The sequence below is a fragment of the Kribbella sp. NPDC058245 genome (assembly GCF_042882005.1).
Classification (GTDB): domain Bacteria; phylum Actinomycetota; class Actinomycetes; order Propionibacteriales; family Kribbellaceae; genus Kribbella.
Window position 1 is genome coordinate 236,255 of record NZ_JBHVWY010000001.1, and the last position, 25,734, is coordinate 261,988.

18 protein-coding genes are annotated in these 25,734 nt (G+C 68.7%); 8 read left to right on the forward strand and 10 right to left on the reverse strand.

Features of this window, described 5'->3' with window-relative positions:
* The first annotated feature begins 90 nt into the window (after positions 1–90).
* The 5 genes from ACFVWG_RS01155 to ACFVWG_RS01175 all read left to right on the forward strand — a co-directional run bounded on the left by ACFVWG_RS01155 (position 91) and on the right by ACFVWG_RS01175 (position 8,147).
* Positions 91–420 carry an Lsr2 family protein gene (locus ACFVWG_RS01155; RefSeq protein WP_132164573.1) on the forward strand — a complete coding sequence of 110 codons (330 nt, stop codon included), beginning with the start codon at positions 91–93 and terminating at the stop codon, positions 418–420.
* A 351-nt stretch (positions 421–771) separates the two neighbouring features.
* Positions 772–3,306, forward strand: a complete 2,535-nt coding sequence (locus ACFVWG_RS01160; protein ID WP_391541096.1) for an ATP-dependent Clp protease ATP-binding subunit — start codon at positions 772–774, stop codon at positions 3,304–3,306.
* A gap of 139 nt (positions 3,307–3,445) precedes the next feature.
* Positions 3,446–4,270, forward strand: a complete 825-nt coding sequence (locus ACFVWG_RS01165; protein WP_391541097.1) for an alpha/beta fold hydrolase — start codon at positions 3,446–3,448, stop codon at positions 4,268–4,270.
* Positions 4,271–4,308: 38 nt separating this feature from the next.
* The gene (locus ACFVWG_RS01170) at positions 4,309–5,136 is read left to right on the forward strand and encodes a helix-turn-helix domain-containing protein (protein WP_391541098.1); all 828 of its coding nucleotides are present in this window, start codon (positions 4,309–4,311) and stop codon (positions 5,134–5,136) included.
* A gap of 137 nt (positions 5,137–5,273) precedes the next feature.
* On the forward strand, positions 5,274–8,147 hold the full coding sequence (locus ACFVWG_RS01175; protein ID WP_391541099.1) for a BTAD domain-containing putative transcriptional regulator: 2,874 nt from the start codon (positions 5,274–5,276) through the stop codon (positions 8,145–8,147).
* On the opposite strand, the gene ACFVWG_RS01180 is transcribed toward ACFVWG_RS01175, so the two are convergent.
* Together ACFVWG_RS01180 and ACFVWG_RS01185 are read right to left on the reverse strand one after the other, a co-directional pair.
* Entirely contained in the window at positions 8,084–8,725 is a 642-nt protein-coding gene (locus ACFVWG_RS01180; RefSeq protein WP_391541100.1) for a hypothetical protein, read from the reverse strand. The two genes, ACFVWG_RS01175 and ACFVWG_RS01180, sit on opposite strands and share 64 nt — an antisense overlap.
* Entirely contained in the window at positions 8,722–11,481 is a 2,760-nt protein-coding gene (locus tag ACFVWG_RS01185) for a hypothetical protein (RefSeq protein ID WP_391541101.1), read from the reverse strand. The genes ACFVWG_RS01180 and ACFVWG_RS01185 overlap by 4 nt, the downstream gene beginning before the upstream one ends.
* 106 nt (positions 11,482–11,587) lie before the next feature.
* Between ACFVWG_RS01185 and ACFVWG_RS01190 the strand changes: the two genes are divergently transcribed.
* Together ACFVWG_RS01190 and ACFVWG_RS01195 are read left to right on the forward strand one after the other, a co-directional pair.
* Complete coding sequence (locus ACFVWG_RS01190) at positions 11,588–13,867, forward strand: kinetoplast-associated-like protein (RefSeq protein WP_391541102.1); 2,280 nt, start codon at positions 11,588–11,590, stop codon at positions 13,865–13,867.
* Positions 13,868–13,939: 72 nt separating this feature from the next.
* Complete coding sequence (locus ACFVWG_RS01195) at positions 13,940–14,890, forward strand: DivIVA domain-containing protein (RefSeq protein WP_132401660.1); 951 nt, start codon at positions 13,940–13,942, stop codon at positions 14,888–14,890.
* Between the two features lie 135 nt (positions 14,891–15,025).
* Here the strand turns inward: ACFVWG_RS01195 and ACFVWG_RS01200 are convergent, their stop codons facing one another.
* Positions 15,026–15,910, reverse strand: a complete 885-nt coding sequence (locus ACFVWG_RS01200; protein ID WP_391541103.1) for an A/G-specific adenine glycosylase — start codon at positions 15,908–15,910, stop codon at positions 15,026–15,028.
* Positions 15,911–15,933: 23 nt separating this feature from the next.
* Between ACFVWG_RS01200 and ACFVWG_RS01205 the strand changes: the two genes are divergently transcribed.
* Complete coding sequence (locus ACFVWG_RS01205) at positions 15,934–16,590, forward strand: hypothetical protein (protein ID WP_391541104.1); 657 nt, start codon at positions 15,934–15,936, stop codon at positions 16,588–16,590.
* On the opposite strand, the gene ACFVWG_RS01210 is transcribed toward ACFVWG_RS01205, so the two are convergent.
* The 7 genes from ACFVWG_RS01210 to ACFVWG_RS01240 form a co-directional block, all read right to left on the reverse strand.
* Positions 16,561–18,057, reverse strand: a complete 1,497-nt coding sequence (locus ACFVWG_RS01210) for a DHA2 family efflux MFS transporter permease subunit (protein ID WP_391541105.1) — start codon at positions 18,055–18,057, stop codon at positions 16,561–16,563. The two genes, ACFVWG_RS01205 and ACFVWG_RS01210, sit on opposite strands and share 30 nt — an antisense overlap.
* Positions 18,033–18,605 carry a PadR family transcriptional regulator gene (locus tag ACFVWG_RS01215; protein ID WP_391541106.1) on the reverse strand — a complete coding sequence of 191 codons (573 nt, stop codon included), beginning with the start codon at positions 18,603–18,605 and terminating at the stop codon, positions 18,033–18,035. Before ACFVWG_RS01215 ends, ACFVWG_RS01210 begins: the two co-directional genes overlap by 25 nt.
* Positions 18,606–18,738: 133 nt before the next feature.
* The gene (gene disA / locus ACFVWG_RS01220; protein WP_391541530.1) at positions 18,739–19,794 is read right to left on the reverse strand and encodes a DNA integrity scanning diadenylate cyclase DisA; all 1,056 of its coding nucleotides are present in this window, start codon (positions 19,792–19,794) and stop codon (positions 18,739–18,741) included.
* A 218-nt stretch (positions 19,795–20,012) separates the two neighbouring features.
* On the reverse strand, positions 20,013–20,951 hold the full coding sequence (locus tag ACFVWG_RS01225) for a beta-ketoacyl-ACP synthase III (protein ID WP_391541107.1): 939 nt from the start codon (positions 20,949–20,951) through the stop codon (positions 20,013–20,015).
* A gap of 937 nt (positions 20,952–21,888) precedes the next feature.
* Positions 21,889–23,286: a DNA repair protein RadA gene (gene radA / locus ACFVWG_RS01230; RefSeq protein WP_391541108.1), complete on the reverse strand. Its 1,398-nt coding sequence runs from the start codon at positions 23,284–23,286 to the stop codon at positions 21,889–21,891.
* A gap of 476 nt (positions 23,287–23,762) precedes the next feature.
* On the reverse strand, positions 23,763–24,458 hold the full coding sequence (locus ACFVWG_RS01235; protein ID WP_391541109.1) for a class I SAM-dependent methyltransferase: 696 nt from the start codon (positions 24,456–24,458) through the stop codon (positions 23,763–23,765).
* Positions 24,455–25,663, reverse strand: a complete 1,209-nt coding sequence (locus ACFVWG_RS01240; protein WP_391541110.1) for an MFS transporter — start codon at positions 25,661–25,663, stop codon at positions 24,455–24,457. The genes ACFVWG_RS01235 and ACFVWG_RS01240 overlap by 4 nt, the downstream gene beginning before the upstream one ends.
* Positions 25,664–25,734: the final 71 nt, after the last annotated feature.

Below are 25,734 nucleotides of genomic sequence, written 5' to 3' on the forward strand. Positions count from 1 at the left end.
ACAAGTGGGTGGTTTGTGCGGTACAAATCAGGTGCAAACAATTCGGCAGGGGATTGTGCCCGGTGACGGGTGCAGGAAGGATTGTCATCGATGGCGCAAAGGGTGCAGGTGGTCCTGGAGGACGATCTCGACGGCGGTAAGGCCGACGAGACCGTGACCTTCGGGCTGGACGGGACGACGTACGAGATCGACCTTTCCAAGAAGAATGCCGCCAAACTGCGCGACGCCCTCGCCGGGTACGTCGGCTCGGGCCGTCGGGTGGCCGGTCGCCGCGGTGCGGTGGGACGGGCCCGCGGACGCGGCCGGTCCGCCTCGGACTCCGCCGACATCCGGGCCTGGGCCAAGGAGAACGGCTACGAGGTCAGCGAGCGCGGCCGGATCTCGGCCGAGGTGCGCGCGGCGTACAACGAGGCCAAGTAATTTCAGTAGGCTCTTGCGGTCCCGGTACTCTGTAGAGTATCGGGACCGTCCGCATTCCGGTTGTTTCAGAGTGTGGACATCGCGGTCGCGGTGGTACGGCGCCGGGATGCCTGACCGGACAGTCATCAGGGGAAATTCGCTGGTGGCGAACACGCTGTCCGATCGTGGTCAGGCGGGAACACCCTGGAGATCCGTGGGGTTGTTCCCTTGTGATGCCGCCCGGGTGTCCGATCCAACAGTGATTGTTTGTTCGCCCAGAGCGAGCTTGTCGGTACCGGGGACTAGCATGCATGTACGGGGGTCGGCCCACACGGCACGTCCGACTCCTCTGAGGCAAGGAGCGCTTTGGCGATGTTTGAACGATTTACGGACCGCGCCCGTCGGGTAGTCGTCCTGGCTCAGGAAGAGGCCAGGATGCTCAGCCACAACTACATCGGGACCGAGCACATCCTGCTCGGCCTGATCCACGAGGGTGAAGGTGTCGCCGCCAAGGCTCTCGAGAGCCTGGGTATCTCGCTCGAAGCTGTTCGCTCCCAGGTCGAGGAGATCATCGGCCAGGGACAGCAGGCACCGAGCGGGCACATCCCGTTCACCCCCCGCGCCAAGAAGGTGCTGGAGCTCTCCCTGCGCGAGGCCCTGCAGTTGGGCCACAACTACATCGGCACCGAGCACATCCTGCTCGGCCTCATCCGCGAGGGTGAGGGCGTCGCAGCGCAGGTCCTGGTCAAGCTCGGTGCGGACCTGAACAAGGTCCGGCAGCAGGTCATCCAGCTGCTGAGCGGTTACCAGGGCAAGGAGCCCACCAGCGCCGGGGCACCCACCGAGGGGGCGCCGAGCAGCTCCCTGGTGCTCGACCAGTTCGGCCGGAACTACACCCAGTCCGCTCGTGAGGCGAAGCTCGACCCGGTGATCGGGCGCGAGAGCGAGATCGAGCGGGTCATGCAGGTGCTGTCCCGGCGGACCAAGAACAACCCTGTCCTGATCGGTGAGCCGGGTGTCGGCAAGACGGCGATCGTGGAGGGTCTGGCTCAGCAGATCGTCCGTGGTGACGTCCCGGAGACGCTCAAGGACAAGCAGATCTACTCCCTCGACCTCGGCGCCCTGGTGGCGGGTTCCCGCTACCGCGGTGACTTCGAGGAGCGCCTGAAGAAGGTGCTGAAGGAGATCCGCACCCGCGGTGACATCGTGCTGTTCATCGACGAGATCCACACCCTCGTCGGGGCCGGTGCGGCCGAGGGCGCGATCGACGCGGCGAGCATCCTGAAGCCGATGCTGGCCCGTGGAGAGCTGCAGACGATCGGTGCGACCACCCTCGACGAGTACCGCAAGTACGTCGAGAAGGACGCCGCGCTGGAGCGCCGCTTCCAGCCGATCCAGGTCGCCGAGCCCTCGATCGCGCACACGATCGAGATCCTCAAGGGTCTGCGGGACCGCTACGAGGCGCACCACCGGGTGACCATCACCGATGCCGCCCTGGTGAACGCCGCGCAGATGGCCGACCGCTACATCTCCGACCGGTTCCTCCCGGACAAGGCGATCGACCTGATCGACGAGGCCGGGGCCCGGTTGCGGATCCGCCGGATGACGGCTCCGCCGGACCTGCGCGAGTTCGACGAGAAGATCGCGACGGTCCGCCGGGAGAAGGAGTCGGCGATCGATGCTCAGGACTTCGAGCGCGCCGCGGGGCTCCGCGACGACGAGAAGAAGCTGATCAACGCGAAGGCCGAGCGGGAGAAGCAGTGGAAGGCCGGCGACATGGATGTCGTCGCCGAGGTCGACGAGGAGCTGATCGCCGAGGTGCTCAGCACCGCGACCGGTATCCCCGTCTTCAAGCTGACCGAGGAGGAGTCCTCGCGGCTGCTGGACATGGAGAAGGTGCTGGCCAAGCAGTACATCGGCCAGGTGGACGCGGTGAAGGCGCTGTCGCGCTCGATCCGCCGGACCCGCGCAGGTCTGAAGGACCCGCGCCGCCCGAGCGGCTCGTTCATCTTCGCCGGCCCGTCCGGTGTCGGTAAGACCGAGCTGTCGAAGGTGCTGACCGAGTTCCTGTTCGGCGACCAGAACGCGCTGATCAGCCTCGACATGTCGGAGTACTCGGAGAAGCACACGGCCTCGCGGCTGTTCGGCTCGCCTCCTGGGTACGTCGGCTACGAAGAGGGTGGCCAGCTCACCGAGAAGGTCCGTCGCAAGCCGTTCTCCGTCGTGCTGTTCGACGAGGTGGAGAAGGCCCACCCGGACATCTTCAACTCGCTGCTGCAGATCCTGGACGAAGGTCGCCTGACCGACGCCCAGGGCCGCGTGGTCGACTTCAAGAACACGGTCATCATCATGACCACCAACCTGGGCACCAAGGACATCTCGAAGGGGGCGCTCGGGTTCTCGCAGACCTCGGACACCTCCGGCTCGTACGAGCGGATGAAGTCCAAGGTGACGGAGGAGCTCAAGCAGCACTTCCGCCCGGAGTTCCTGAACCGTGTCGACGAGATCGTGGTCTTCCACCAGCACAGCAAGGAAGACATCGTCAAGATCGTCGACCTGATGCTGGCCCAGGTGGAGGAGCGCCTGAAGGACAAGGACATGGGTATCGAGCTCACGCCGGCGGCGAAGGCACTGGTCGCCGACCGTGGCTTCGACCCGGTCCTGGGTGCCCGTCCGCTGCGCCGCGCTCTGCAGCGCGACGTGGAGGACGTCCTGGCCGAGAAGATCCTGTTCGGGGAGCTGCGGCCCGGCCAGATCGTCCTGGTCGACGTCGCTCCGGAGGGCACGGTGGACGCCGACGGCCTGCCGGAGTACTTCACCTTCATCGGAACGCCGAAGGCCGGTGCCTCCGAGCTGGAGCTGACCGACCTCGCCGCCGGCGGCACCTCGGGTCTGCAGGACTCGTAACACCCAGCAGTCCGACGAAGGGCCTCACACTTCGGTGTGGGGCCCTTCGCCGTTGGTGGGGCGGGGTGATCGCCGGTCGTCAACTGACAGGGGACATATGTCCAAGACTGGCGGCCGGCCGCGCGTGCATGTTCTCCGTATGAGTGAAGACGACATTGAACGTTCGCAGGAGATGCACGTGGTCCATGACGGCCCGCGGCAGCCGCCGCCTTTGTTGCTCATCCACGGGTCGGGGGCCTCGGGCGGTTTCTGGGGTCCGGTGGTCCCGGCGCTGGCCGGCCACCATCACGTCATCCGGGTCGACCTCCCTGGTTGCGGCCAGTCCCCGCCCGCGCCGTCGTACGACGTACCAGCACAGGCGCGTCAGGTAGCGGTGCTGCTGGACGACCTCGGGATTCGTCACGTCGCTGTGGCCGGGCACTCCAGCGGCGGCTACGTCGCCACCGCGCTGGCCGAGCAACGTCCCGACCTCGTAGGTTCGCTTGCGTTGATCAGTAGTGGGCCGAGTCCGGATGCGCTCCTCCGGCAGCCGTTCATCCTTCGGGTGCTGTTGGCCCCGCCGCTCGGCGCGCTCCTGTGGTCGAGGCGTTCGGATGCGATGATCCGCAAGGGGCTCAGCGCGACGGCCGTTCGCCCTGTGGACCTCCCGGACGACGTGGTCGCAGACGTACGGGGCATCACCTACCGCGTGATGAGGACGGTGCTGCGCCAGAACACCGCGTACATCGCCGAACGGAGCGTGCCCGAGCGGCTCGCCGCACTCGGGGCCCCCGTGCAGGTGATCTTCGGTGCTGCCGACCCCCGTTGGGATCCGTCGTCTGCGCACCGGTACGACGCGGTGCCGGGCGCGCGGGTCGAGCTGCTACCCGGTGTCGGGCACCTACCCATGCTGGAAGCACCCGAGACGGTCGGCAAGCTGCTGCTCGACTTCACGGCGGCGGGCCGACGAACCGAAGACCCGTAGTCCCTGATGCCTAGACTCGCCATGTGTTGCCTGCCGGAATGCCAGCTAACCAGGCCTGGGTGGACATCGCAGTCCCGCGCCCGTCGATTCGGTTCCCGGGGGTCAGCATGGCCGGGTTCTGCCATCGTGCCTCGGCCTCGGTGGACATCTCCATGATCGTCCACCCGTCCGTCACCCTGCTCGTCGATCTGGGCGGGGGAGAAGGTGTCGGCTACGAAGCCTCTGGCGGGCACCAGCGCGGCAGTGTCGTCGCTGGGCTACTCCCCGGCGATCTCCGGGTAACGGGCCGGGGAGCCGGACAGTTGCTCCAGATCCGGCTGGATCCAGTCGCGGCGGCTGCGTTGCTGGGCGGCGCGTCGGCCGAGCTCAGCGGGACGGTGGCAGCCCTTGAGGAGGTCTGGGGCCGCGACGCCGGGCGGGCTGAGGACAGGCTGCGCGCCGCCGCGTCGTGGGACCAACGCTTCGCGATAGTGGTGGACATCCTGGGTCGGCGGCTGGGCGGCCACCCGCCGGTCGACCCCCAGGTCGCCCACGCCTGGCGGCGGACGCTGTCCAGCCGGGGTCAGGTGCGGGTCGACGGCCTGGCGGACGAGGTCGGCTGGAGCCGCAAGCGCCTGTGGTCCCGCTTCCGGTCCCAGCTCGGTGTCACCCCCAAACGCGCCGCCCGGTTGGTGCGCTTCGACCACGCCGCCCACCTTCTCGCGGCAGGCCACGCCGCCGCCGGCGTAGCCGCCGAGAACGGCTACGCCGACCAGTCCCACCTGAACCGCGAGATCGCGACGTTCACCGGGCTCACGCCCACAGCCCTGGCGGTCGCGCCGTGGCTCGCGGTCGACGACGTCGCATGGCCAGACGTAGCAGGGTGACGCCTGCACGGTGACGCGGTCACGGACGCGTTTGTCCTGCGCGGGTTTTCCCGCGCGCTATCGGCGACCTATTCGACGGTGGTCGAAAGGTGTCCGGATCCGGTCGCTGAGGGCATTCGCGCTTCTACACTGCGAATATGCCGTCGGGGCTCCGGATCGATCTGCTCGGACCGCTCACCGTCCGCAGCGGTGACGCGGAGATTTCGGTCGGTCCCTTGCGGCAGCAGGCGATGTTCGCCGTCCTCGCGCTGAATGCCGATCGGGTGCTCACTCCGGAACAGTTGCTCGATCTGGTCTGGGACGACGATCCGCCGCCGACCGGGATCAAGGTCGTGCCGACCTACGTGTACCGGATCCGCAAATCGCTGCCGCCGGGTTCGCGCCTGGAGCGGACGACCGCCGGATATGTCCTGCGGCTCGATCCTGACGTGCTGGATCTGGAGCGGTTCGAGACGACCGTGCGCGCGGCCGGTCAGCACAGTGATCCGGAGCAGGCGCTGGCTCTGCACGATCAGGCGCTGGCGTTGTTCCGTGGTCAGCCGTTGAGCGGTTTGCCCGGGCAGTACCTGGCCGGGCAGCGCCGCCGGATCGCCGAACGCCGGGAGAAGGCGCTCGGTACCCGGATCCAGTTGCAGCTCGCCGCCGGCCGGCATGTCGAGGCGATCCCGGAGCTGATCGGGCTGGTCGCCGACCACCCGTTCGACGAACGGTTCGCCGTGTTGTTGATGAACGCGCTGGTCGGGAGCGGTCGGCAGGCCGAAGCACTCGAGACCTATCAGCGGGTACGGCGAACGCTCGTCGAGCAGCTCGGGATCGAGCCGGGTCCGGAACTGCGCGCTGCCCAGCAAACCTTGCTTCGGGTCGAGGCGCCCGCCGTACCGGCACGGAACGAACTCCCGTACGGCGGCGCTGCGTTCGCTGGACGGGCTACGGAGCTGGCCGAGGTGGTGGCCGCGCTGCGAACCTCGGAGCTACGAACCTCGGCGAAGGCGGCACCGCCGGTGCTGGCGATCGACGGGATGGCGGGGATCGGCAAGACGGCGCTGGCGGTTCAGGCCGGGCATCTGCTGGCGTCGCAGTACCCGGATGGCCAGTTGTTCGTTGATCTGCACGGGTACACGCCGGGACGCGAGCCGCTCGGAATCGAGCAGGCGGTCGATCACCTGCTCCGCGGCATCGGCGTACCGGCGGATCAGATTCCTGGCTGTCTGGAGGATCGGCTGTCGTTGTGGCGGGCGAAGTCGTCGCGGCTGCGATTGCTGGTCGTGCTGGACAACGCGCCGGACGCGGCGGTCGTGCGGTCATTGTTGCCGGGGGCATCGGAATGTGCGGTGCTGGTGACGAGCCGGCGGCTACTGGTCGAGCTGGATGCCAAGCGCCGGCTCGGTCTCGGGTTGCTGGCGATGGACGACGCGACCGCCTTGCTGACCGAGATCGCCGGGTCGGATCGCCATGGTGGCGACGAAGCGGCGGTGCGGGAGCTGGCTGAGCACTGCGGCCGGTTGCCGCTGGCGTTGCGGATCGCCGGTGCGCGGCTGCGGCATCGGCCGGCCTGGTCGATGCAGCACCTGAACGAACGGATGCGCGGCCGGCGTCGGTTGCGCGAGCTGGACGGCGACTCGAACGGGGTCCGGTCGGCCTTTGCGGTGTCGTACGAGCATCTGCCGGAGGACCAGCGTCGATTGTTTGCGTGCCTTGGGTTGTTCCCGGGCAAGGACTTCGATGCGAACGCGGCGGCCGCGCTGGCTGGGATCGACGTACCGGTGGCGGAGGGGTTGCTGGAGAGCCTCGTGGACGCGAGCTTGCTGCTGGCCCCGCAGCCGGGGCGGTACGAGTTCCACGACTTGCTGCGTGGGTATGCAGCGGAGGTTGCCGACGACGCCGACGCTGTGGGCCGGCTGGTCGAGCACTACCTGGCGGTGGCGGGCTCTGGGCTTGGTCCCGATCTGACGTGGGCCGATCGCGAGCGGCCGAATCTGCTTGCTGCGTTGGAGGTTGCGGAGGATGCGGCCGCGATTCGGTTCGCGCTCGTGCTGGCGCCGTACCTGCATGGACGGAGCCGGTTGGACGAGCTGGACGCCGTACTGACGACTGGTCTGGCCGCTGCTGAGCGGCGGCAGGATGCGGAGGGTCAGGCACGGCTGCTGTTCCTGCGCGGGAACTTCGGCCAGTTCCGTTGTGGGCCGCAGAAGGGGTTGTGCGACTTGCGGCGGGCCGCGGAGCTGGCGCCGGCGGACGAGCCGGGGCTGCGGTCGCGGATCCTGGGGTCGCTCGGGTACACGCAGGGCACGCTGGATCCGTCGTCGAACCACGCCGAGTTGCTCCGTACGTCGTTGCGTCTCGCGCATCTGGCGGGCGACCGCGAAGCCGTGGTCGAGACGTTAAGTCGGCTTGCTGCACTGGCGGTTCGGCAGCATGGGTTCGCGATGGCGCTGGAGTACTACGAGCGTGCGTTGGACCTGGCGCGTGAGATCGGTGATGAGCGGCTCGAGCCTGAGCTACTGAACGGCATCGCGGTTTGCCGGCTGGCCGAAGATGAGCCGCTGCCTGCCCTTGAGGCCACTCGGGCTGCGCAGCGCCTCGCGGCCGTCCACGAGCTCGACTTCTCGATGAGCTACGCCCTCTGTCATCAGGGAGAAGCTCACCGACGCCTCGGCCGTACCAAGCTGGCGGTGGAAATCCACGAGCAGGCGCTCACGCTGGCGATCGGCAACTGCACGCACCTCGACGAGGTCGACGCGCGTCTGCACCTGGGCCGCAGTCTCCTCAGCGCCGGCCGTGGCGAGGCCGCTGCCGAACAGTTCGACCTCGCCTTCCGCCTCAGCCAGGACCGCGGTCACGCCCTCGGCGTCGTCGGAGCCCTCACGGGCCTAGCCGACTGCACGCCCCACTCGGCCTGTGCCGACCGCCTCCTTCGCCAGGCCCACGAACACGCCCACAACGCCGGCTACCTAGCCCTGGCCACCCGCCTCGAACACCGTCTGGATCGCACCCCCGCCATCCACGGCTGATCAAAGCGTTGCGTCCGAAGGTCCGCAGTGCGTGGTCGGCGTGTTTTCGGACGCACGGGGGTAATGGGGGCGCGGCGTCTGAGGTGGGCGATGGTTTGGGTGATGAGGTCGGGGTCGGGTGGGTGGTTGTTGCGGTGGGCAACTAGGTGGGCTGCGGTGGTGAGGAGCCAGCAGGTGGCAGTCACCAGGGCTATGGCTGGGCCGGGGCCGGGCCAGGTGTCGCCCAGGGCTTGCAGCTGACCGGCTTGGTAGGCGCCGGCTACGAAGAGCAGGGTGATGACTCCGGTGATCCCGGCAGCAGTCTGGGCTTTGTGGCCGGGTTTGAGAACCAGTACGGCGACTGTGGTGGCTAGGCCGACCAGCCAGGTGAGAGCCAGCTGCGGCTGGGTTTCGATGCCTAGCTGCCAGACCGACAGACCGAGTCGGCGGCTGTAGGTCCAGGGGAGGAGCAGGGTGAGTCCGGTGGCCAGTGCGGCGAGCAGGCCGGCGCGAGCCAGCCAGCTGTGCTCGGCAACGGCCAGTGCCTGCTCGGCTTCGGTCAGACGCGCAGGCAGCTCTTCATCCGGGAGTGCGCTCATCGGGCGGCCTCCAAGCGGACTACGTCGTTCCCCAGCTCGAAGTACAAGGCCTGTCCGATCACCGTCACCTTGTCCGCGGCCTGTGGGACACCCTGCGTCGGGCCGGCGAGCACAGTCACCCGGCCGGCGTCGACTCGCAGCAGGTGGACAGCGTCGTACCCCCAGAGCTTCCCATCGGGTCCGGTAAACCATGTGCCAGCTGTCTCGCCGGCCATGCTGCTGGTGCGTCCGTTGGTATCCGTCAGGACCAGTCGGCCGTCGAGACGCATCACGGTCTGCCCTGAAGGAAGCAGGGCCAGCAGATCACCCTTCACCGCAAGGCGTCGTACGCCGTCCGGTCCGTAGTAGTTGCACAGCCCGCCACCGATCGCGGTCACCAACCGGTCCCCGGCCGCAGCGGCGAACTCAGCCTTCGGATTGTCCGGCAGCGGCTGCTGATCCCGCTGCACTGTGGTCCGGCCACGTACGAGGTGTACGGCGCGCTCCGGGCCCGGCTGGTCCGCGAGCGTCCACCACACGCCGCCCTGCCCGTCCGGCGCCGAACTACGTGCCGCGAGCGGCAACCGAAGGCGAGCCAACTTCCCGCCGGCATCCAGCCCGAGCAGCGAGCTCACTCCAGGCGAACCCTGATGCGGGTCCACGGTCTCGACAGCGGGCAGCACAGTCGCCCGGAAGTCCGTCGTACCGCGGACTGGCTTTCGTCGATCGCACCGCGGTAGTGGATCAGGTGCAGCGGGGTACGTCGATGCAGCGCTAGCCGCATCGGGTATCTGCAGGATCTGACTCCCACCACCTGGTGAAGTCCCCAGCAGCACCGAACCGTCCGGCCGCGCCTCGATACTGCTGATCCCGTCGGCCCCACCAGGCAGCTTCCGCAGTACGCCGTCTGGCGTGATGACCGACGTCGGCGCACCACCGCCCAGCCACACGTTGCCCCGCACATCGACCGCGAACGCATCCACCGTCATCGAGGAACTGGCCGCATCACTGCTCAAGAGACAGCCAGCTGGAGCGACTCCGGTCAGCTGCTGAGTCGGTCCACCCCGGCGAGCCATTGCCAGGCCGGTCTCGCTGGTCCGCCAGACCGTCGTACCGTCTGGGCCGCTCGACACCGCATTACCCGGTGCGCCGGCCCCCGGGTCCACCTGGAAGTCCTGCAGCCGCATGCCGGGGCGGAGCTGGTTGGCGGGGATCTGCCAGGTCGTCGCACCTCCCCAGACCACGATTGACCGGTCTGCGTTCCGATGGCTGAGCGCTGGGCCGACTCCAGAAGCGAGCACCTCCACTCCAGGCGTCACGTAGTACTGCCCGTCGGGGTCCTTGTGGCTGAGGCTGAGGTCCGCCTGCGGTAGGTCGAGTGGGACCGACAAGATCGCCCACGGCTTCCCACCCGCACCACCGGCCAGCACGACCAGGTGGTTGTCGGTAACACCCCACACCGCCGGTGCGGTTGGCCCGTGGTTCAGCGTCACCTCGGGTAGGGCGACGCCGTCGTCGTACGCGAAGACTGTCGAGCTCTCCGAACCTGTCCGCCCCAGCAGCCACTGTCCCGGCGAACCGTCCAGAGAGCTCGCAAAGGAGTCGAGCGGATCAGATGTCCCGATAGCGACCCGCATCCCGAGCCGGTCGACCAGCTGACCGCTGTGCAGATCCAGCAGCCGGTGTGGCACGCCCACAGTCGGCTCTGCCACGTACGGCGTACCTGTGGCTGAGGGAGTGAGCAGTCCGACCACTGCGCCGACGAGGCCCAGCAGAACGAACAGACGGCCACCGATCAGCCCGGCGGCGATCAGAAGTACGCCCAGCGCTAGAGCGGTCCACGCGCCGATGCCGGGGCGGTAGCCCACGCCGTTCGGCAGCATCGGCGGCAGCCAGAGCAGATGCGCGGCCACCCCGGCGACGGTGACCGATCCACACGCGACGGCCGCCAATCGCCGTACCGGCCCGCGCGTGGCCAGGGTCGCGACGGCGAGCGCGCAGACGACCAGCGCCCAGGTCCGGGCCGATGGGATCTCCCAGAGCTGCACCCGGATCAGTCCGGCCTCCGCGAGACCGACCGCGACCGGGTCCCGGAGGTCGCGCCACGGGAGAACAGTTGAGAGCAGAACCAGTACGGCGAGAGTGCCGGTCGCGAACGGCATCAGCCGGCCCCGAGTTGGGGCCCAACTCTCGATCCGATCGAGCATTCGGACAAAGAGTGCCCGCAATTCGGACTGATTGAGCGGCTCAGCGGACACGTTCGGCAAGTCGTCGACAGGAGTTGGCCGCGGGGTCATCGGGCCCCGGAACAACTGGGTGGCCCAGTAGCCCGCAACGGCCGTGGCGAGGGTCCCGCAGGCCAGGGTACCGATCACAGCCGGTGAGAAACCACAGCTCGGTCGGTCCTGCTGGACGAATCCGGTCCAGGCCGCCATGGTGACCGCCGCGAGCACCGCCGTACCCCAGCCGCGGACCTGTCGGCGGAGCCCGAAACTCTCAGCAGACAAGCGATCCGCGAGGATCAGCAGCACCATCGCGACCGGCAGGACGAGGGCCGCGGTGCGGCCCTCGACCGGCTGGGTGGTGGCCCGCCAGAGGTAACAGCCTGTGCCTGTTCGGCCCGGGACGAGGACAGCGAGCAGAGCACCGGCGGCGAGACACGACAACACGAGACCGGGTTTGCCAGTGCGCCGTAACGTCCTACGATGCGTGAGCAGTTCGGTACGGATCAGTGCTGCTGCCGCCTGCGATTCGGTCGGTAGATCGCGCAGCGGCATGAAAAAGAAGTTACCTGGCACCCCTGTACTGCGTTGTAACCCTGTGACCACGTTGATGGGACCTGGACTGTCGGAAAGGGGGCCGAGGATGGAATCATCTCGTCGCATGGACGCACCGCGTCTGCCCCTGACCCAAGAACCGGTCGCTGACACCGGTTCTTTTGGTGTGCGGCAAGCGGGCGGCGTGCTCGAGCGCGCACAGCGGATCGCGGACACCCTGCGCGAGCAGGCGGAGTACGAGAACGACCTGGCCCGCGAGGACGCCGAGCGCGCCCGGGCCGAGACCGAGCAGCTCCGCGCGGCGGCTGACGCGGCCGCCCAGAAGCTGCGCGCCGACGCGACCTCATCGGCTCAGCGACTCCTGAGCGACGCCGAGCGCGCAGCCGATCAGCTGCGCGCCGAGTCCACCGCCGAGGCGGACCGAGTCCGGTCCGAGGCGCAGGACGCCGCCGAGCGGCTGCAGGCCGAGTCCACTGCCGAAGCCGAGCGGGTACGGCGGGAAGCGGCGGAGGCGGCTGAGAAGCTGCGCGTGGAGTCGACGACTGAGGCAGAGCGCGTCCGGTCCGAGGCGGCCACCCTGTCGGAGCGGATGACCGCCGGCGCCGAGCGTGCGGCTGAGCAGTTGCGCGTGTCGGTCGCCGAGGAGGTCGCCAAGCGGCGCAGCGAGTCTGAATCGACCGCCGAGCAACTGCGGAACGAGAGCCAGGCGACCGCCGACCGGTTGCGGGCCGAGTCGCAGGCCGCGGCCGACCGCCGGATCGCCGCAGCCGAGGCCGAGGCGGCCCGCGTCACTGAAAGCGCCGAGACCGAGGGTGCCCGGCTGAAGTCGGAGTCCGAGGCGGAAGCTGCCCGGATCAAGGAAGAGTCCGAGGCCGAGGCCACCAGGGTCACGCAGGCTGCCGAGATCGAGGCCGCTCGGCTGAAGTCGGAGTCCGAGTCCACGGCTGCCCGGTTGAAGGCCGAGTCCGAGGCTGCGGCTGCGGCACTGAAGGCAGCGTCCGAGGCCGAAGCTGCCCGGCTGAAAGCGGAGTCCGAGGCTGCGGCGGCGCGGTTGAAGGCTGAGTCCGAGGCCGAAGCCACCCGGGTGAAGGACGAGGCCGAAGAGCTGCTCCTGGGGGCTCGGGAGGCTCGTGAAGCGGCTGACCTGATGGTCGACCGGGCTGGGCGCGAGGCGCAGCAGTTGGTGGCCGATGCGGGTGAGCAGGCTGCGCTCGTGTCACAGGCCGCCGTACAGAACGAGGCCGAGCTGATCGCTCGCTCTGAGACCGAGGCCGCCGAGCTGCGAGCCGCGGTCGAAGTGGAGGTCGAGGCGGCCCGGGAGAAGTCGCGGGCCCAGATCGCCGAGGCACATGCCGAGATCGAGCGCCTCCGGGGCGAGAACCGCGCCGAGCTGGAACGCCGTACGGCGGAGCTCGAGGAGACCGAGCGGGCCAAGCTGGCCGCGATCTCGCTGGAGATCGACAAGCTCCGGGCCGAGGCGATGGCCGACCTGTCCGAGCGCAAGACCGAGGCCGAGCTGTCCAACGAGCGGCTGATGGCCGATGCGCGGGCGCAGGCCAAACTGGTCGTCGACTCCATCGAGGCCGACCGGCGGAACGCGACGATCGAGGCCCAGCGGATCGTCGACGACGCGAACAAGGCGGCCGAGGCGGCGCTGGCCGAGGCCGAGAAGCAGACGCTGTGGAGCAAGCAGACCGTCGATGACCTGATCAGCACGGCCGAGGCCGAAGCGCAGACGATCCGCGAGCAGGCGGCGTATCAGGCCGGCAAGATGATGCTGGAGAAGCGGGCACACCTGCGGCGCGTGGTCAGCCGCACGACCAGCCGGCTGAAGCAGACCAAGGAAGCGATCGCCAAGGAGAACGCGGAGTACACCGCGCTCGCCGAGAGCACGCTCGAATCCGCGTCCGCGCAGGCCGAAGCGATGCTGACCGCCGCGCGGCAGGAGGCCGAGAAGGTGACTGCGCAGGCGCAGTCCCGGGCCGATCGGCAGAAGGCGGCAGCGGAGCTCGAGGCGAAGGAGATCGTCGATCGGGCGACCCGGCGCGAGACCGAGGCGCAGTCCAGCACGCAGGTCCTGCGCGAGCGCGCGGCCAAGGATCTCGCCGACGCGCAGCGCCAGTCCCACGAGCTGATCCGCAAGTCCCGCGCCGAGGCACAGCAGCTCGAGGCGCAGGCCCGGGAGCACGCGGACGAACTGCGCGCCCAGGCACGTAAACTACTCGCCGATGCCGAGGCGAGGGTCGCGGCTTTGAATCAGCGCCGCGACGAGATCACCAAGGAGCTCACCCAGCTTTCGGGTGTGATCGAGGCACTCGCTGTACCAGGGTTCCGCCCAGGTGGTGGAATGTCTTCCAGTGAGGGTTCCACGGGGGAATCAGGATGAGGACGTGACAGTCAGATCCTTGTCAGTGACAATGTGTGATCCACCCACCCAATTAAGTGAGTATCGGAAAACATGAGCAGTGAAAGCCCAACCCCGTTCCGTACCGTTCTGCGTGGCTACGAGCCCGCTCAGGTGGACCAGCACATCCGTGAGCTGACCACCTCGCTGACCGCGCTGCAGCAGCAGTCGGAGCAGCTCCAGCGGCACGTCCAGGAGCTCCAGCAGCGCACCGACGCCGCGGAATCGGCCGTGATCTCCGCCCAGGAGGACAACAAGGACCGCGCCCCGACCTTCACCGAGTTCGGTGAGCGGGTGGCGAAGATCCTGTCGCTGGCCGATGACGAGGCCCGTGACCTGGTGACCCGTGCGCGGACCGACGCCGAGGCCATCGTCGCCGACGGTGAGTCGCACGCGAAGAAGGTCCGCAAGGAGGCCGAGCAGTACTCCCTGGACTGGAAGAGCGAGGTCGACGCGGAGGCGGCTCGCATCCTGGAGGAGGCCCGCACGCAGGCCGACGACATGCGCGACGAGGCCGAGCGCGACGCGACCGCCCGCCGGTCCGAGGCGCAGGCCCTCTACGAGCAGGAGCGCGCCAAGTCCGCCCAGGCCGCCGCAGCCTTCGAGACCACCCTGGCCGAGCGCCGTGGCAAGGTCGAGCAGGAGTTCGCCGCGCGTACGGCGCTCGCCGAGCAGCAGCTGGCTGCCGTCACCGACCGCGCTGCGCAGGTGCAGCGGGAGGCTGACCGGTCGCGTTCCGAGGCCGAGCGGCTGTCCCAGCAGCAGCTGGCCGACGCGAACCGTCAGGCCCAGGAGATCGTCGCCGCCGCGAAGGACAAGTCCGAGCGGATCCGTGCCGAGTCCGAGCGTGAGCTCGCGGCCGCGACGCAGCGCCGGGACAGCATCAACGCGCAGCTGACCAACGTCCGCCAGATGCTGGCGACGCTGTCCGGCCAGCCGGCGATGCCGCTCGACCTGCTCGCCGACGACGACGCAGAAGCCACCACCGGCAGCAAGAAGAACTGAAGCAAGACCCGAACGGCCGGCTCCTCACCGAGCCGGCCGCTTGTTTCCCACCCCCATCTCATGGGTTCACCCATGAGCTTGTGGGTTCCCCCACCGCATGCGGGTGCAGAACCCGCAACCTGATGGGTTAACCCATCAGGTGGGGAGGCGGTAGCGGTTGCGCGGGAGCGGTTCCACCAGTCCGTCGGCGACCAGACCATCCAGAGCACGCTCCCGCTGGATCTGGTCCTGCCAGCACGCGTCCAAAGCCTTCTTCGGTACGGCGCCGTGCTCGGAGCGCAGGACGGCCAGGAGGCGGCCGCGGACCTGGCGGTCGGTGCCCTCGTAGGTCTGGCCCTTGCGAGGAGGACCGTCGTACGGCGGACTCCCGGCCAGCACCCAGGCGCATTGGCTGCGGATCGGGCAGTCGGCGCAGCGCGGCGTACGGGCTGTGCAGACCAGTGCGCCGAGCTCCATCGAGGCGACTGCCCAGCGGGCTGCTGTTGCTTCGTCTGCCGGCAGTGCGGTGACTGCGAGCCTCTGGTCAGCCGCAGTGGGGGAGATGGTCGGCTGTGCGACGCCGGTGATCGCTCTGGCGAGCACTCGGCGGACGTTGGTGTCCACGACGGCGTGACGCTGCCCGAACGCAAACGAGGCGATCGCGGCCGCGGTGTAGGTGCCTACACCGGGCAGAGCGAGCAGTGCGGCGTGGTCGCTCGGCACCTCACCACCATGGCGCTCCACAATCGCCTGTGCTGCCGCGTGCAGCCGTAGGGCGCGTCGTGGGTACCCGAGCCGGTCCCAGGCCCGCACAGCCTCGCCTGACGGCTCTGCGGCCAGGTCTGCGGGCTTGGGCCACCGCTCCAACCACCGCTGGTACGCCGGGAGCACGCGGGCGACCGGTGTCTGCTGCAGCATGAACTCGCTGACCATGACTGCCCACGGACCCGCATCTGGTTCCCGCCACGGCAGTACGCGCGCATTGACGTCGTACCAGTGCAGAACGGGGGCATGAAGCGGCGAGCCTGTCTGGTGGAGCACAGACCCGATATTAGGGTGCGAGCATGAGCAGCCTGCTCCATCCGGTCGGGCACCTGCCCGCCAGCGTGTACTGGTTCCGTCGTGGACTGGTGCTGTTCGTCCTGGCGCTGCTGTTCTTCCTGATCTTTCAGCTGTTCCCGGGCGGGGACGATCCGAAGAAGTCGGCGGCCGTCAACGAGCCGACGCAGACGCCGACGCCTACGAGCAAGCCGACGAAGACGCCGACGCCTACCCCCAGTGGGAAGTCGAGTGACAAGCCGAGCGAGACGCCGTCGAAGACGCCGCCGCCTCAGGACGTGAAGTGCTCGGCGTCGGACATCAAGATCGAGACGTTGCCGGCCGTTCGGCGGGTCGTCTCCGGTGCGACGCTGAACTTCGTCGTTCGGCTCGACGCTGTCTCCGACGAGTGCAAGGCGACCGTCGACCCGGACTCGCTGACCGTCTCGGTGACGTCCGGTACCGATCTGATCTGGACCACGAGCCATTGTGGGCAAGCGATTCCGAAGGCCACCCTGGTCGTTGCCAAGGGCAAAGAAGCCGCCAGTACCGTGGTCTGGAACGGGCATCGGTCCGGCCCCGGCTGCCTCCCTGGACAGCCGGTGGCCAAACCGGGAACCTACGTGGTCAAGGCCGTGTTCGCCGGCCGGGAATCATCCGCGCAGGCCTTCACGATCACCTGACGCAGCAGCTGCGGCAGGCGGCTGCCGCCGTACCGGCTTGGCGAAGCAGAGCGCGGCGATCAGACCGATCACCAGCACACTGGCCGGCAGCAACAGCGACTGCGCCATCGCATCACTGAAGCCCTGCTGTGCGACCTCCGGCAGCTTCCCGCCGGACGCTGCGCCCTCGCCGCCGACACTGCCGCTCATGCCGGGCAGGTAGTGCGCCAGCCGCGCCTCCATCAGCGCGGCGATGCCCGCGCTACCGAGCACTGCGCCAACCTGACGTGTTGTGTTGTAGACACCCGCGCCGGCGCCGGCTTGGTGCATCGGCAGGTTCCGGGTGGCGGTGCTTCCGATCGGCGCCCACATGAAGCCGTTCGCTACACCCATCAACGCCATCGGCAGCAGCAACTGCCAGATCGGCAGGTCGGGCGAGATGATCTGGCTCAGCCAGGTCATCGCCACCACGTTGCAGGCCAGGCCGAAGCCGGCGATGTACCGCGGCGGCGTCGTGTCGACCAGCCGGCCGACGAACGGTGCCAGAGCACCCGAGATGATCGCCATTGGTGCGAGCAGTAATGCGGCCTTGGTCGGGCTCAGGCCGCGGACGACCTGCGCGTACAGCATCAGCGGGATCGCCATCGCCGTCACCGCGAAGCCCACGGTGGTGATGGCGACGTTGGCCAGCGAGAAGTTGCGGTCGCGGAAGAGGGCCAAGGGCAACAATGGCTCATTGCGGTTGCGGGCCTGCCAGAGCACGAACAGCCCGATGATCACGACACCCGCGATGATCATCAGCCAGACGGTCTGGTCCCAGTTGTGCTTCTGGCCTTCCTGGATGCCGAAGACCAGCAGGAACAGGCCGACCGTGCTGAGGGCGACCCCGAGCAGGTCGAACTTGTGCTTCTGGGTCGGCAGGTCCGGGACCAGTCGCATCGCGAGCACGAAGCCGATCACGCCGACCGGGACGTTGACGAAGAAGATCCACTGCCAGCCGAGGCCGTCGACCAGCACGCCACCGAGGATCGGGCCGACCAGAACGGCGACGCCGGCGGTCGCGCCCCACAGGCTCATCGCCTTGCCGCGCTGGTCCGGCGGGAAGATCCGGGTGATCACGGCCATCGTCTGCGGCGTCACCATCGAGGCGCCGAGCCCTTGGACGACGCGCGCGACGATCAGCATCGCGATCGAGTTCGTCAGCCCGCACCACAAGGAGGCGAGCGTGAACACGGTCAGACCGGTCAGGTACATCTTCTTCGGCCCGATCCGGTCGCCGAGCCGCCCGGTCACCAGCAAGGGAACGGCGTACGCGAGCAGGTAGGCGCTGGTGACCCAGATGACGCTGCCGACGTCGGTACCGAAGTCGGCCAGGATCGACGGGGTCGCGACCGACACGATGGTCGAGTCGACCAGGATCATGAAGAACCCGACGACCAGCGCCCACAGCGCCGGCCAGGGCCTCACTTCTTCTTGCGGGGATGCCATGGCAGGTCCTTGCTCTCTATCCGTTCGATGGTGGTGGTGAGCCAGTCGCGTTCCGCGGCGAGCTGGGACCTCAGGTACCCCAGGGTCAACCAGTACGGCTCGGGGACGCCGCGGGCGCGGACCTCGGCCTCGGCCGCGTCTTCTTCCGCGATCACGCGGTCGAGCTCCTCGATACGACGGCGAAGACGCAGTACGGCGTCGTCCTTGTCGAGATTGTGTGCCTCGGCGAGCACGACCGGGAAGAGTGGGAACTCGTAGGTGTAGGTCTCGAGCCCGATCTCGACCCGGCCGCGCAACGCGTCGGCGCCGGCGTCGGTCAGTTCGTACGTCGTCCGCTCCGGACGGTTGCCGGATCGCTCGATCCCGGTCGCCCGGACGAATTCCTGACCGGCCAGCCGCTCCACGGTGTGGTAGAGCGAGCCCGGCCGGATCTTCACGATCTTGTGGTTATGCCGGTGGAGCAGCAGTTGGTACATCTCGTAGGCGTGCATCGGCCGCTCGTGCAGCAGCGCGAGGACCGAGATCGCCAGCGGCGTCAGCTCAGCCATCATCCTCCATCTGGCATCCTCCACCTGGATTGTTCCGCGTCAAATGTTCCACGTGGAGTATTACTTGCCGAGGCCGGAGAAAGCAAGCGGCCCCCACCTCCGCCGGGAGGTGAGGGCCGCTGTCAGCCTGAGGTCAGACGTAGCGTTCGAGGATGCTGGACTCGGCCAGCCGGGAGAGTCCCTCGCGGACGGTCCGGGCGCGGTTCTCGCCGACGCCCTCGACGGTCTGCAGGTCGTCGATGCTGGCGGCCAGCAGCTTCTGCAGGTGGCCGAAGTGCTCGATCAGGCGGTCGATCACGGCACCGGGCAGACGCGGGACCTTGGCCAGCAGCCGGTAGCCGCGCGGGGTGACCGCGGCGTCGAGCTGCTCGGCGCCGCCGAGCTGCAGCGCCCGGGCGACCTGGCCGATGTCGAGCAGGTCGGTCGGGCTGACCGCGTCCAGCTCGAGCAGGACGTCCTCCACACCCTTGGCGCGGCGGCCACCGGCCGGCGGCAGATAATCCCGTACGACGAGTTCGCGCTCACCGGCGACACCGGCGACCAGCTCGTTCAGTTGCAGTGTGAGCAGCCGGCCGTCGGTGCCGAGCTCGACCACGTAGCCGTCGATCTCGGTCGCGATCCGGCGGACCATCTCGAGTCGCTGGGCGACCGCGGCCACGTCGCGAACCGTGACCAGGTCCTCGATCTCCAGTGCGGAGAGCGTGCCGGAGACCTCGTCGAGTCGCAGCTTGTACCGCTCGAGGGTGGCCAGCGCCTGGTTCGCCCGGGACAGGATCGCTCCGGAGTCCTCGAGCACGTAGCGCTGGTCGTCGACGTACAGGGCGATGATGTGCATCGACTGCGACACCGAGATCACCGGGAACCCGGTCTGCCGGGCGACCCGGTCGGCGGTGCGGTGCCGGGTGCCGGTCTCGTCGGTGTGGATGGAGGGGTCCGGCATCAGGTGCACGGCTGCCCGCATCAGCCGGGTGGCGTCGCGGTCGAGGACGATCGCGCCGTCCATCTTGCTCAGCTCACGCAGACCGGTCGCGGTGAACTCGATGCCGATCTCGAAGCCGCCGGTCGAGATCGAGTCCACGACCTTGTCGTTCCCCAGGACCAGGAGTGCGCCGGTTCGCCCGCGCAGAATCCGTTCCAGGCCTTCACGCAGTTCGGTACCCGGTGCCACCGCCGCGAGGGTCGCGCGCATCCGGGCGCCGGTGCTGTTCTTGTCGGAGTTCGGGGCCACGGAAGGTGAGTCTATGCGGTTGCGCGGATGCCATGGGTGCTAAGTCCCCGCGGAGCACTCTCGCGGGGACCCTCGATCCGGTTGACCTTGCAGGTGCGCGTGCACGCGCTCGTGCATCCGGACCGTGCAATTCCCGATTACGCGGGGACCGGCCCCGAAACGGCGGGACCCCTGCGGCGTCAGGGGGTGCGGACGACCTGTCCGGCGTACGAGAGTCCGCCGCCGAATCCGAACAGCAGCACCGGCGCGCCGGACGGAATCTCGCGCTTCTCGACCAGCTTCGACCACGCGATCGGGATGCTCGCCGCGGAGGTGTTGCCGGACTCGACCACGTCCTTCGCGACCACCGCGTTGACCGCGCCGAGGCGCTTGGCCAGCGGCTCGATGATCCGCAGGTTGGCCTGGTGCAGGACGACGCCGCCGAGGTCCTCGGGCTTGATGCCGGCCTTCTCGCAGACCTGCTGGGCGATCACCGGCAGCTGCGTGGTGGCCCAGCGGAAGACGCTCAGCCCCTCCTGCTGGAACGAGCCCTCGCGCCCCTCGATCCGGACCGCGTCGGACATCTCCGGCACCGAACCCCACACGACCGGGCCGACCTGCGGCTCGTCGCTCGCGACCAGTACGGCGGCGCCCGCGCCGTCGCCGATCAGCACGCAGGTGGTGCGGTCGGTCCAGTCCGTCCAGTCGCTCAGCTTCTCGACGCCGATCACGATCGCCTTCGTCGCGGCACCGGCCCGGATGGCCTGGTCGGCGGTCGCGAGCGCGTAGGCGAAGCCCGAGCACGCGGTGTTGATGTCGAGCGCGGCCGGGTGGCCGAGGCCGAGCCGGGCGGCGACCCGGGCGGCCATGTTCGGTGAGCGGTCGATCGCCGTACAGGTCGCGACCACGATGTAGTCGATCTCGGCGCTGTCGATGCCGGCGTTGGCCAGCGCCTTGGCAGCGGCCCGCCAGGCCATCTCGTCGACCGACTCGTCGGGTGCCGCGATCCGGCGCTCCTTGATCCCGACGCGGCTCTGGATCCACTCGTCGTTGGTCTCGACCATGGTCGCCAGTTCGGCGTTGGTGAGCACCCGCTCGGGCTGGTAGTGGCCGAGCGCGACAACTCTGGATCCGGTCATCTGATGCTCCTGCGGTCATCCGGCGTACACCGGGCGGGGTCACGGGCTCAGCACTGAACCCGGGGGGCCACCCCAGCCTACGTTCCCCCGTCGGCTCCCGGGCATCCCTAGTCTCACGCCCCGGGTGCGGGTGTGGGCAGGAACACAGCTCGCCGGAGCCGGTCCCCGGGCGATCCCCATTTGGTGGGCTGACCATCAAATGGGTGGGGCGACGAATCGCAGGGAGCGAGTGGCCTCCACCTCAGCCGGTACGACGTTGAGCACGGCTCGACCATCTCCCCGCCCCAAAAGTGGTCGACCCGTGCACAAAGTGGGTCGACCGCGCGACCTTGAGCACGGCTCAACCATCTCCCCACCCCAAAAGTGGTCGACCCGTGCACAAAGTGGGTCGACCGCGCGACCTTGAGCACGGCTCAACCATCTGCCCGCCCCAAAAGTGGTCGACCCGTGCACAAAGTGGGTCGACCGCGCGACCTTGAGCACGGCTCAACCACTTCGCCGAGCACCCCACGGTTGACCCGTGCACAAAGTCCGCCGGTACGACGTGGCGCTCCGCGCGACCGTATCGGCGGGCATCTGGTGGGTTAACCCATGGGCTGGTGGGTTATGGACCCGCATGCGGGTGGAGAACCCACAATCTCGTGGGTTAACCCATCCGGTTGTGGGCTGGCTAACCGCACGCGGTTGGCCCACCCACCATGCGATGGGCTGACTCATCCGCGTGGGGGTGAGCCCATCGCATGCGGCTAGCTCACCCACACGCCGGTGGGTGGGCCCACCAAATTGAGGCCGATGGGGTCGGGCTCAGGTGAGGCCGGCGGCGAGCAGGCCGGTGGGTGGGCCCACCAAATTGAGGCCGATGGGGTCGGGCTCAGGTGAGGCCGGCGGCGAGCAGGCCGGTGGGCGGGCCCACCAAATTGGGGCCGACGGGGTGGGCTCAGGTGAGGCCGGCGGCGAGCAGGGCGGAGCGGATGTCGGGGGCGGCGAAGGTGCGGAGGCCGTACTTGGCCTGGATGTCCATCGGCTTGAGGTCCTTGCTGCGGTTGGGGATGTCGGCCGGGATGATCGCCTTGGTGAAGCCGAGGCGGGCGGCTTCGGCCAGGCGCTTCTCCAGACCGCCGACCCGGCGCACCTCGCCGGCCAGACCGACCTCGCCGATCGCGACCAGGCCCGGGTGGATCGGCCTGTCCATCTCCGAGGAGGCGACCGCGATGGCGACGGCCAGGTCAGCGACCGGTTCGGTGATCTTCACGCCGCCCACAGTGGCGACGTACACCTCCTTGTCGTGCAGTTTCAGACCGGCGCGGTTGCCGAGGACCGCGAGCACCATCGCGACCCGCTGCGATTCGAGACCAGACGTCGTACGGCGAGGTTGGGGTGCGGCGGATGCGCCGACCAGCGCCTGGACCTCGGCGAGGAGCGGGCGGCGACCCTCCATCATCACGGTGACGCACGTCCCGGCGACGGGCTCGGCGTGCTCGGAGACGAACAGGCCGGTCGGGTCGGTGACCTCGACGATGCCGGTGTCGACCATGTCGAAACAGCCGACCTCGTCGGACGGGCCGAACCGGTTCTTGGTGGCGCGGACCATCCGGAAGCCGGAGTGCCGGTCGCCGTCGAAGGCGAGCACGACATCGACCAGGTGCTCGAGCATCCGCGGTCCGGCGATCGCGCCTTCCTTGGTGACGTGGCCGACCAGGACGACCGCGATGTTCCGCTCCTTCGCCAGCCGCACGAGCGCGCCGGTGACCTCGCGAACCTGGGTGACCCCGCCCGGCGCACCGTCGACCTCGGGATGCGCCATCGTCTGCACCGAGTCGATCACCAGGAACGCCGGCTCGACCGCGTCGACATGACCAACCACCGCACCGAGATCGGTCTCGGCCGCCAGATACAGCTCGTCGACCAGCGCATCCGTCCGCCCGGCGCGCATCCGCACCTGGGCGGCCGACTCCTCACCCGACACATACAGCGTCCGGTGCCCACCGCGCGCGGACTGCGCCGCGACCTCGAGCAGCAGCGTCGACTTGCCGACGCCGGGCTCACCGGCCAGCAGGATCACCGCACCCGGTACGACGCCGCCGCCGAGCACCCGGTCGAGCTCCCCGATCCCGGTCGGCCGCGACTCGGCCTCGATCGCGGACACCTTGGCGATCGGCATCGCCGGCGACGTCACCGGCCCGGCCGTGATCCGGGCCGCCTTCGCCGCCCCGACCTCCTGCACGGTTCCCCAGGCCTGGCATTCGCCACACCGGCCGATCCAGCGCGCCGAAGTCCACCCACACTCCGAACACGCGAACGCCGACTTCCCCTTAGCCGTCACCACCTTCGCCATACCCGCAACCTATCCGCCCCCACCGACAGTCCCCGCCACCCCGCCCACCCCGCCCACCCCGTCCCCACCCCGCCCACCCCGACCCGCCCACCCCGACCCCGCCACGCCCACCCCGTCCCCGCCCGGCCCCACCCGCGGCCGCCACCCCCCCGCCCTCGCCGTACCGGATTTCCCTCGCTAGCCAGCGAAATCGGGGGTTCAGCACCGTGGTTAAGAGTGCAGAACCCCCAATGTGGGTGCCTAGCCAGGGAAATGGGGGTCACGTGGGAGGCGACGGGGTGCGGGGTGGGGCATTTGGGTGCCTAGCCAGGCAAATGGGGGGTTCGGCACCATGGTTAAGAGTGCAGAACCCCCAATTTGGGTGCCTAGCCAGGGAAATGGGGGTCACGTGGAAGGCGACGGGGTGCGGGGTGGGGTTGCCGCGCGAGGTGGAGGGTTGCCCGTTCACATGCGGGCTGGGCGATGGGGCGGTGGGGCTAGAAGGTTTTGTGCCAGAGGTTGATGGCGTAGTCGACGGAGGTGCCGGTGTGGGAGGCGATGATGCGGTCGGCGTCGGCGGGGGTGAACTCGATCCGGAGGACGGATTCGAGGTCGGCGCGGGTCGTGAAGCGCCAGCCCATGTCCAACGCGGTGCGGTCCCAGCCGTGCAAGGCCCAGAAGCGTTCGACCTCGGCGGGCTTGATCATCGGGTAGCACTCGCTGAACCAGCGGCCGAAGGTCGAGCGGCTGCCGTCGTTGTCGATCACGAAGGCGGTTCCGCCGCGGCGCATCACGCGGTCGAGTTCGGTCAGGCCGGGTTCGCAGCCGGGGCCGAAGAAGTAGGCCCAGCGGGCGTGCATCACGTCGATGGATGAGTCCGGTACCGGAAGTCGTTGGGCGGTGCCTTGGCGGACCTCGACGTTCGGCAAGTCTTTGGTACGGCGTTGGGCCGCGTCCGCGAGTGCTCCGTGCGGCTCGACCCCGATCACCCGGGCCGCGGTCGCAGCGAAGCGGGGGAGGTGGAAGCCGGTCCCGCAACCGATGTCGAGCACGGTGGAACCGGCCCAGTCCCGGATCGCGCGCATGGCCGGCTCGATCACGCCGTCCGGGTCGACCGCGTGGTTCTCGACCTCGTATACCTTCGGGTGGTGCCAGATGTTGGGGCTGGGGATCCCACCGTCCGCGATGCTCACGTCGTAGAGGGTATTGACTGCCTGGTCGTCGCCGCGAGCAGGGCGACCGGGATCAGGAGCAGACCGCACAGTACGGCGAGCCAGTGGAACCCGAAATGCGCCAGCACCGGACCGGCCGCCGTACCGGAGAGTGAAGCGAGCACGCCCATCGTGAGGTCGGACAGTCCTTGGGCCGAGGTGCGGATGTCGTCAGGGACTGAGCGAGACAGCAGTGTGGAGCCGGAAACCAGACAGGCCGACCACCCGAGTCCCAGCAGGACCAGAGCAACTGCAGTCATGCCGTGAGCGTCGTCCGGTGCCAGAGCCGCTACTGTCATCGCCAGAGCGAGTACGGCGAGCCCGATACCGATCGTGGGGATGCGGCCGAGTCGGTCCGCCAGCCAGCCCATCACCGGCGACAGTGCGTACATCCCGGCGACATGGCCGCTGATGACGAAGCCGACGATCGTCAGCGAAGCGCCATGGTGCCGCAGGTGTACCGAGGTCATCGACATCACCCCGACCATCACCGCATGAGCAGTAGCGATCGCCAGCAAGCCCAAGCGGGCATGGGGGATCGCTATGACGCGTCGGAAGGTCACTGCCAGCGGCTGCCGTTCGACCAGAGCAGTCCGGGGCCGAGGCAGGCTGCGGAGCCCGAACCAGATAGTGGCGAGGCTCAACGCCAGTGCGACCACTGAGAACACATACGGGCCAGCCAGCGGCTGGATGCCGAGTGAGTCGCCGACACTGGCACCGGCGCCAGTGAGGTTCGGCCCGATGACCACACCGATCGTGGTCGCCCACACGACCAGCGACAGGGCTCGTGCGACACGCGCCGGGTCAGCCGCGTCAGTAGCGGCGTACCGGGACTGCAGGTTGGACGCCGTACCGCTGCCGAACAGACACCCAGCCAGAAGCAGCAGAGCGAGTGAGCTGACCTGTGCGGCGACGATAGTCAGTACGGCGCCCGCCGTGCCGATCACATAGCCGACGGTCAACGCGAACCGGCGGCCACGAGTCCGGGCCAGCCGAGCCAGCGGTACGGCGAGGGCCGCGGCCCCGAGCGTGGTCGACGTGGCCACCAGACCGGCCATCGAGGTGGATCCCGAGATGCGTTCGGCGAGCAGTCCGGCGACGGCGAACCCGCTGGCCATCGCCACGCCACCGAGTACGTTGCTGGCTACCAGAACCCGGACTGTCGTTCGTTGCAGGTCGGCGGTCACCAGGTCACTCTCTCATCTACCTGACAGCGCAGCAGAAGTAATTTTAGAATAGGGTTGCATAAATACCCCTG

What these genes read in the sequence shown, in the direction of transcription:
- disA (WP_391541530.1), bottom strand. Translation starts at nt 19,794, where the DNA reads ATGCGCGCGACCCTCGCGGCGGTGGCACCGGGTACCGAACTGCGTGAA.
- ACFVWG_RS01225 (WP_391541107.1), bottom strand. Translation starts at nt 20,951, where the DNA reads ATGACCGGATCCAGAGTTGTCGCGCTCGGCCACTACCAGCCCGAGCGG.
- ACFVWG_RS01165 (WP_391541097.1), top strand. Translation starts at nt 3,446, where the DNA reads ATGAGTGAAGACGACATTGAACGTTCGCAGGAGATGCACGTGGTCCAT.
- ACFVWG_RS01175 (WP_391541099.1), top strand. Translation starts at nt 5,274, where the DNA reads ATGCCGTCGGGGCTCCGGATCGATCTGCTCGGACCGCTCACCGTCCGC.
- ACFVWG_RS01195 (WP_132401660.1), top strand. Translation starts at nt 13,940, where the DNA reads ATGAGCAGTGAAAGCCCAACCCCGTTCCGTACCGTTCTGCGTGGCTAC.
- ACFVWG_RS01155 (WP_132164573.1), top strand. Translation starts at nt 91, where the DNA reads ATGGCGCAAAGGGTGCAGGTGGTCCTGGAGGACGATCTCGACGGCGGT.
- ACFVWG_RS01170 (WP_391541098.1), top strand. Translation starts at nt 4,309, where the DNA reads ATGCCAGCTAACCAGGCCTGGGTGGACATCGCAGTCCCGCGCCCGTCG.
- ACFVWG_RS01210 (WP_391541105.1), bottom strand. Translation starts at nt 18,057, where the DNA reads ATGGCATCCCCGCAAGAAGAAGTGAGGCCCTGGCCGGCGCTGTGGGCG.
- radA (WP_391541108.1), bottom strand. Translation starts at nt 23,286, where the DNA reads ATGGCGAAGGTGGTGACGGCTAAGGGGAAGTCGGCGTTCGCGTGTTCG.
- ACFVWG_RS01185 (WP_391541101.1), bottom strand. Translation starts at nt 11,481, where the DNA reads ATGCCGCTGCGCGATCTACCGACCGAATCGCAGGCGGCAGCAGCACTG.
- ACFVWG_RS01205 (WP_391541104.1), top strand. Translation starts at nt 15,934, where the DNA reads ATGAGCAGCCTGCTCCATCCGGTCGGGCACCTGCCCGCCAGCGTGTAC.
- ACFVWG_RS01190 (WP_391541102.1), top strand. Translation starts at nt 11,588, where the DNA reads ATGGACGCACCGCGTCTGCCCCTGACCCAAGAACCGGTCGCTGACACC.
- ACFVWG_RS01180 (WP_391541100.1), bottom strand. Translation starts at nt 8,725, where the DNA reads ATGAGCGCACTCCCGGATGAAGAGCTGCCTGCGCGTCTGACCGAAGCC.
- ACFVWG_RS01160 (WP_391541096.1), top strand. Translation starts at nt 772, where the DNA reads ATGTTTGAACGATTTACGGACCGCGCCCGTCGGGTAGTCGTCCTGGCT.
- ACFVWG_RS01215 (WP_391541106.1), bottom strand. Translation starts at nt 18,605, where the DNA reads ATGGCTGAGCTGACGCCGCTGGCGATCTCGGTCCTCGCGCTGCTGCAC.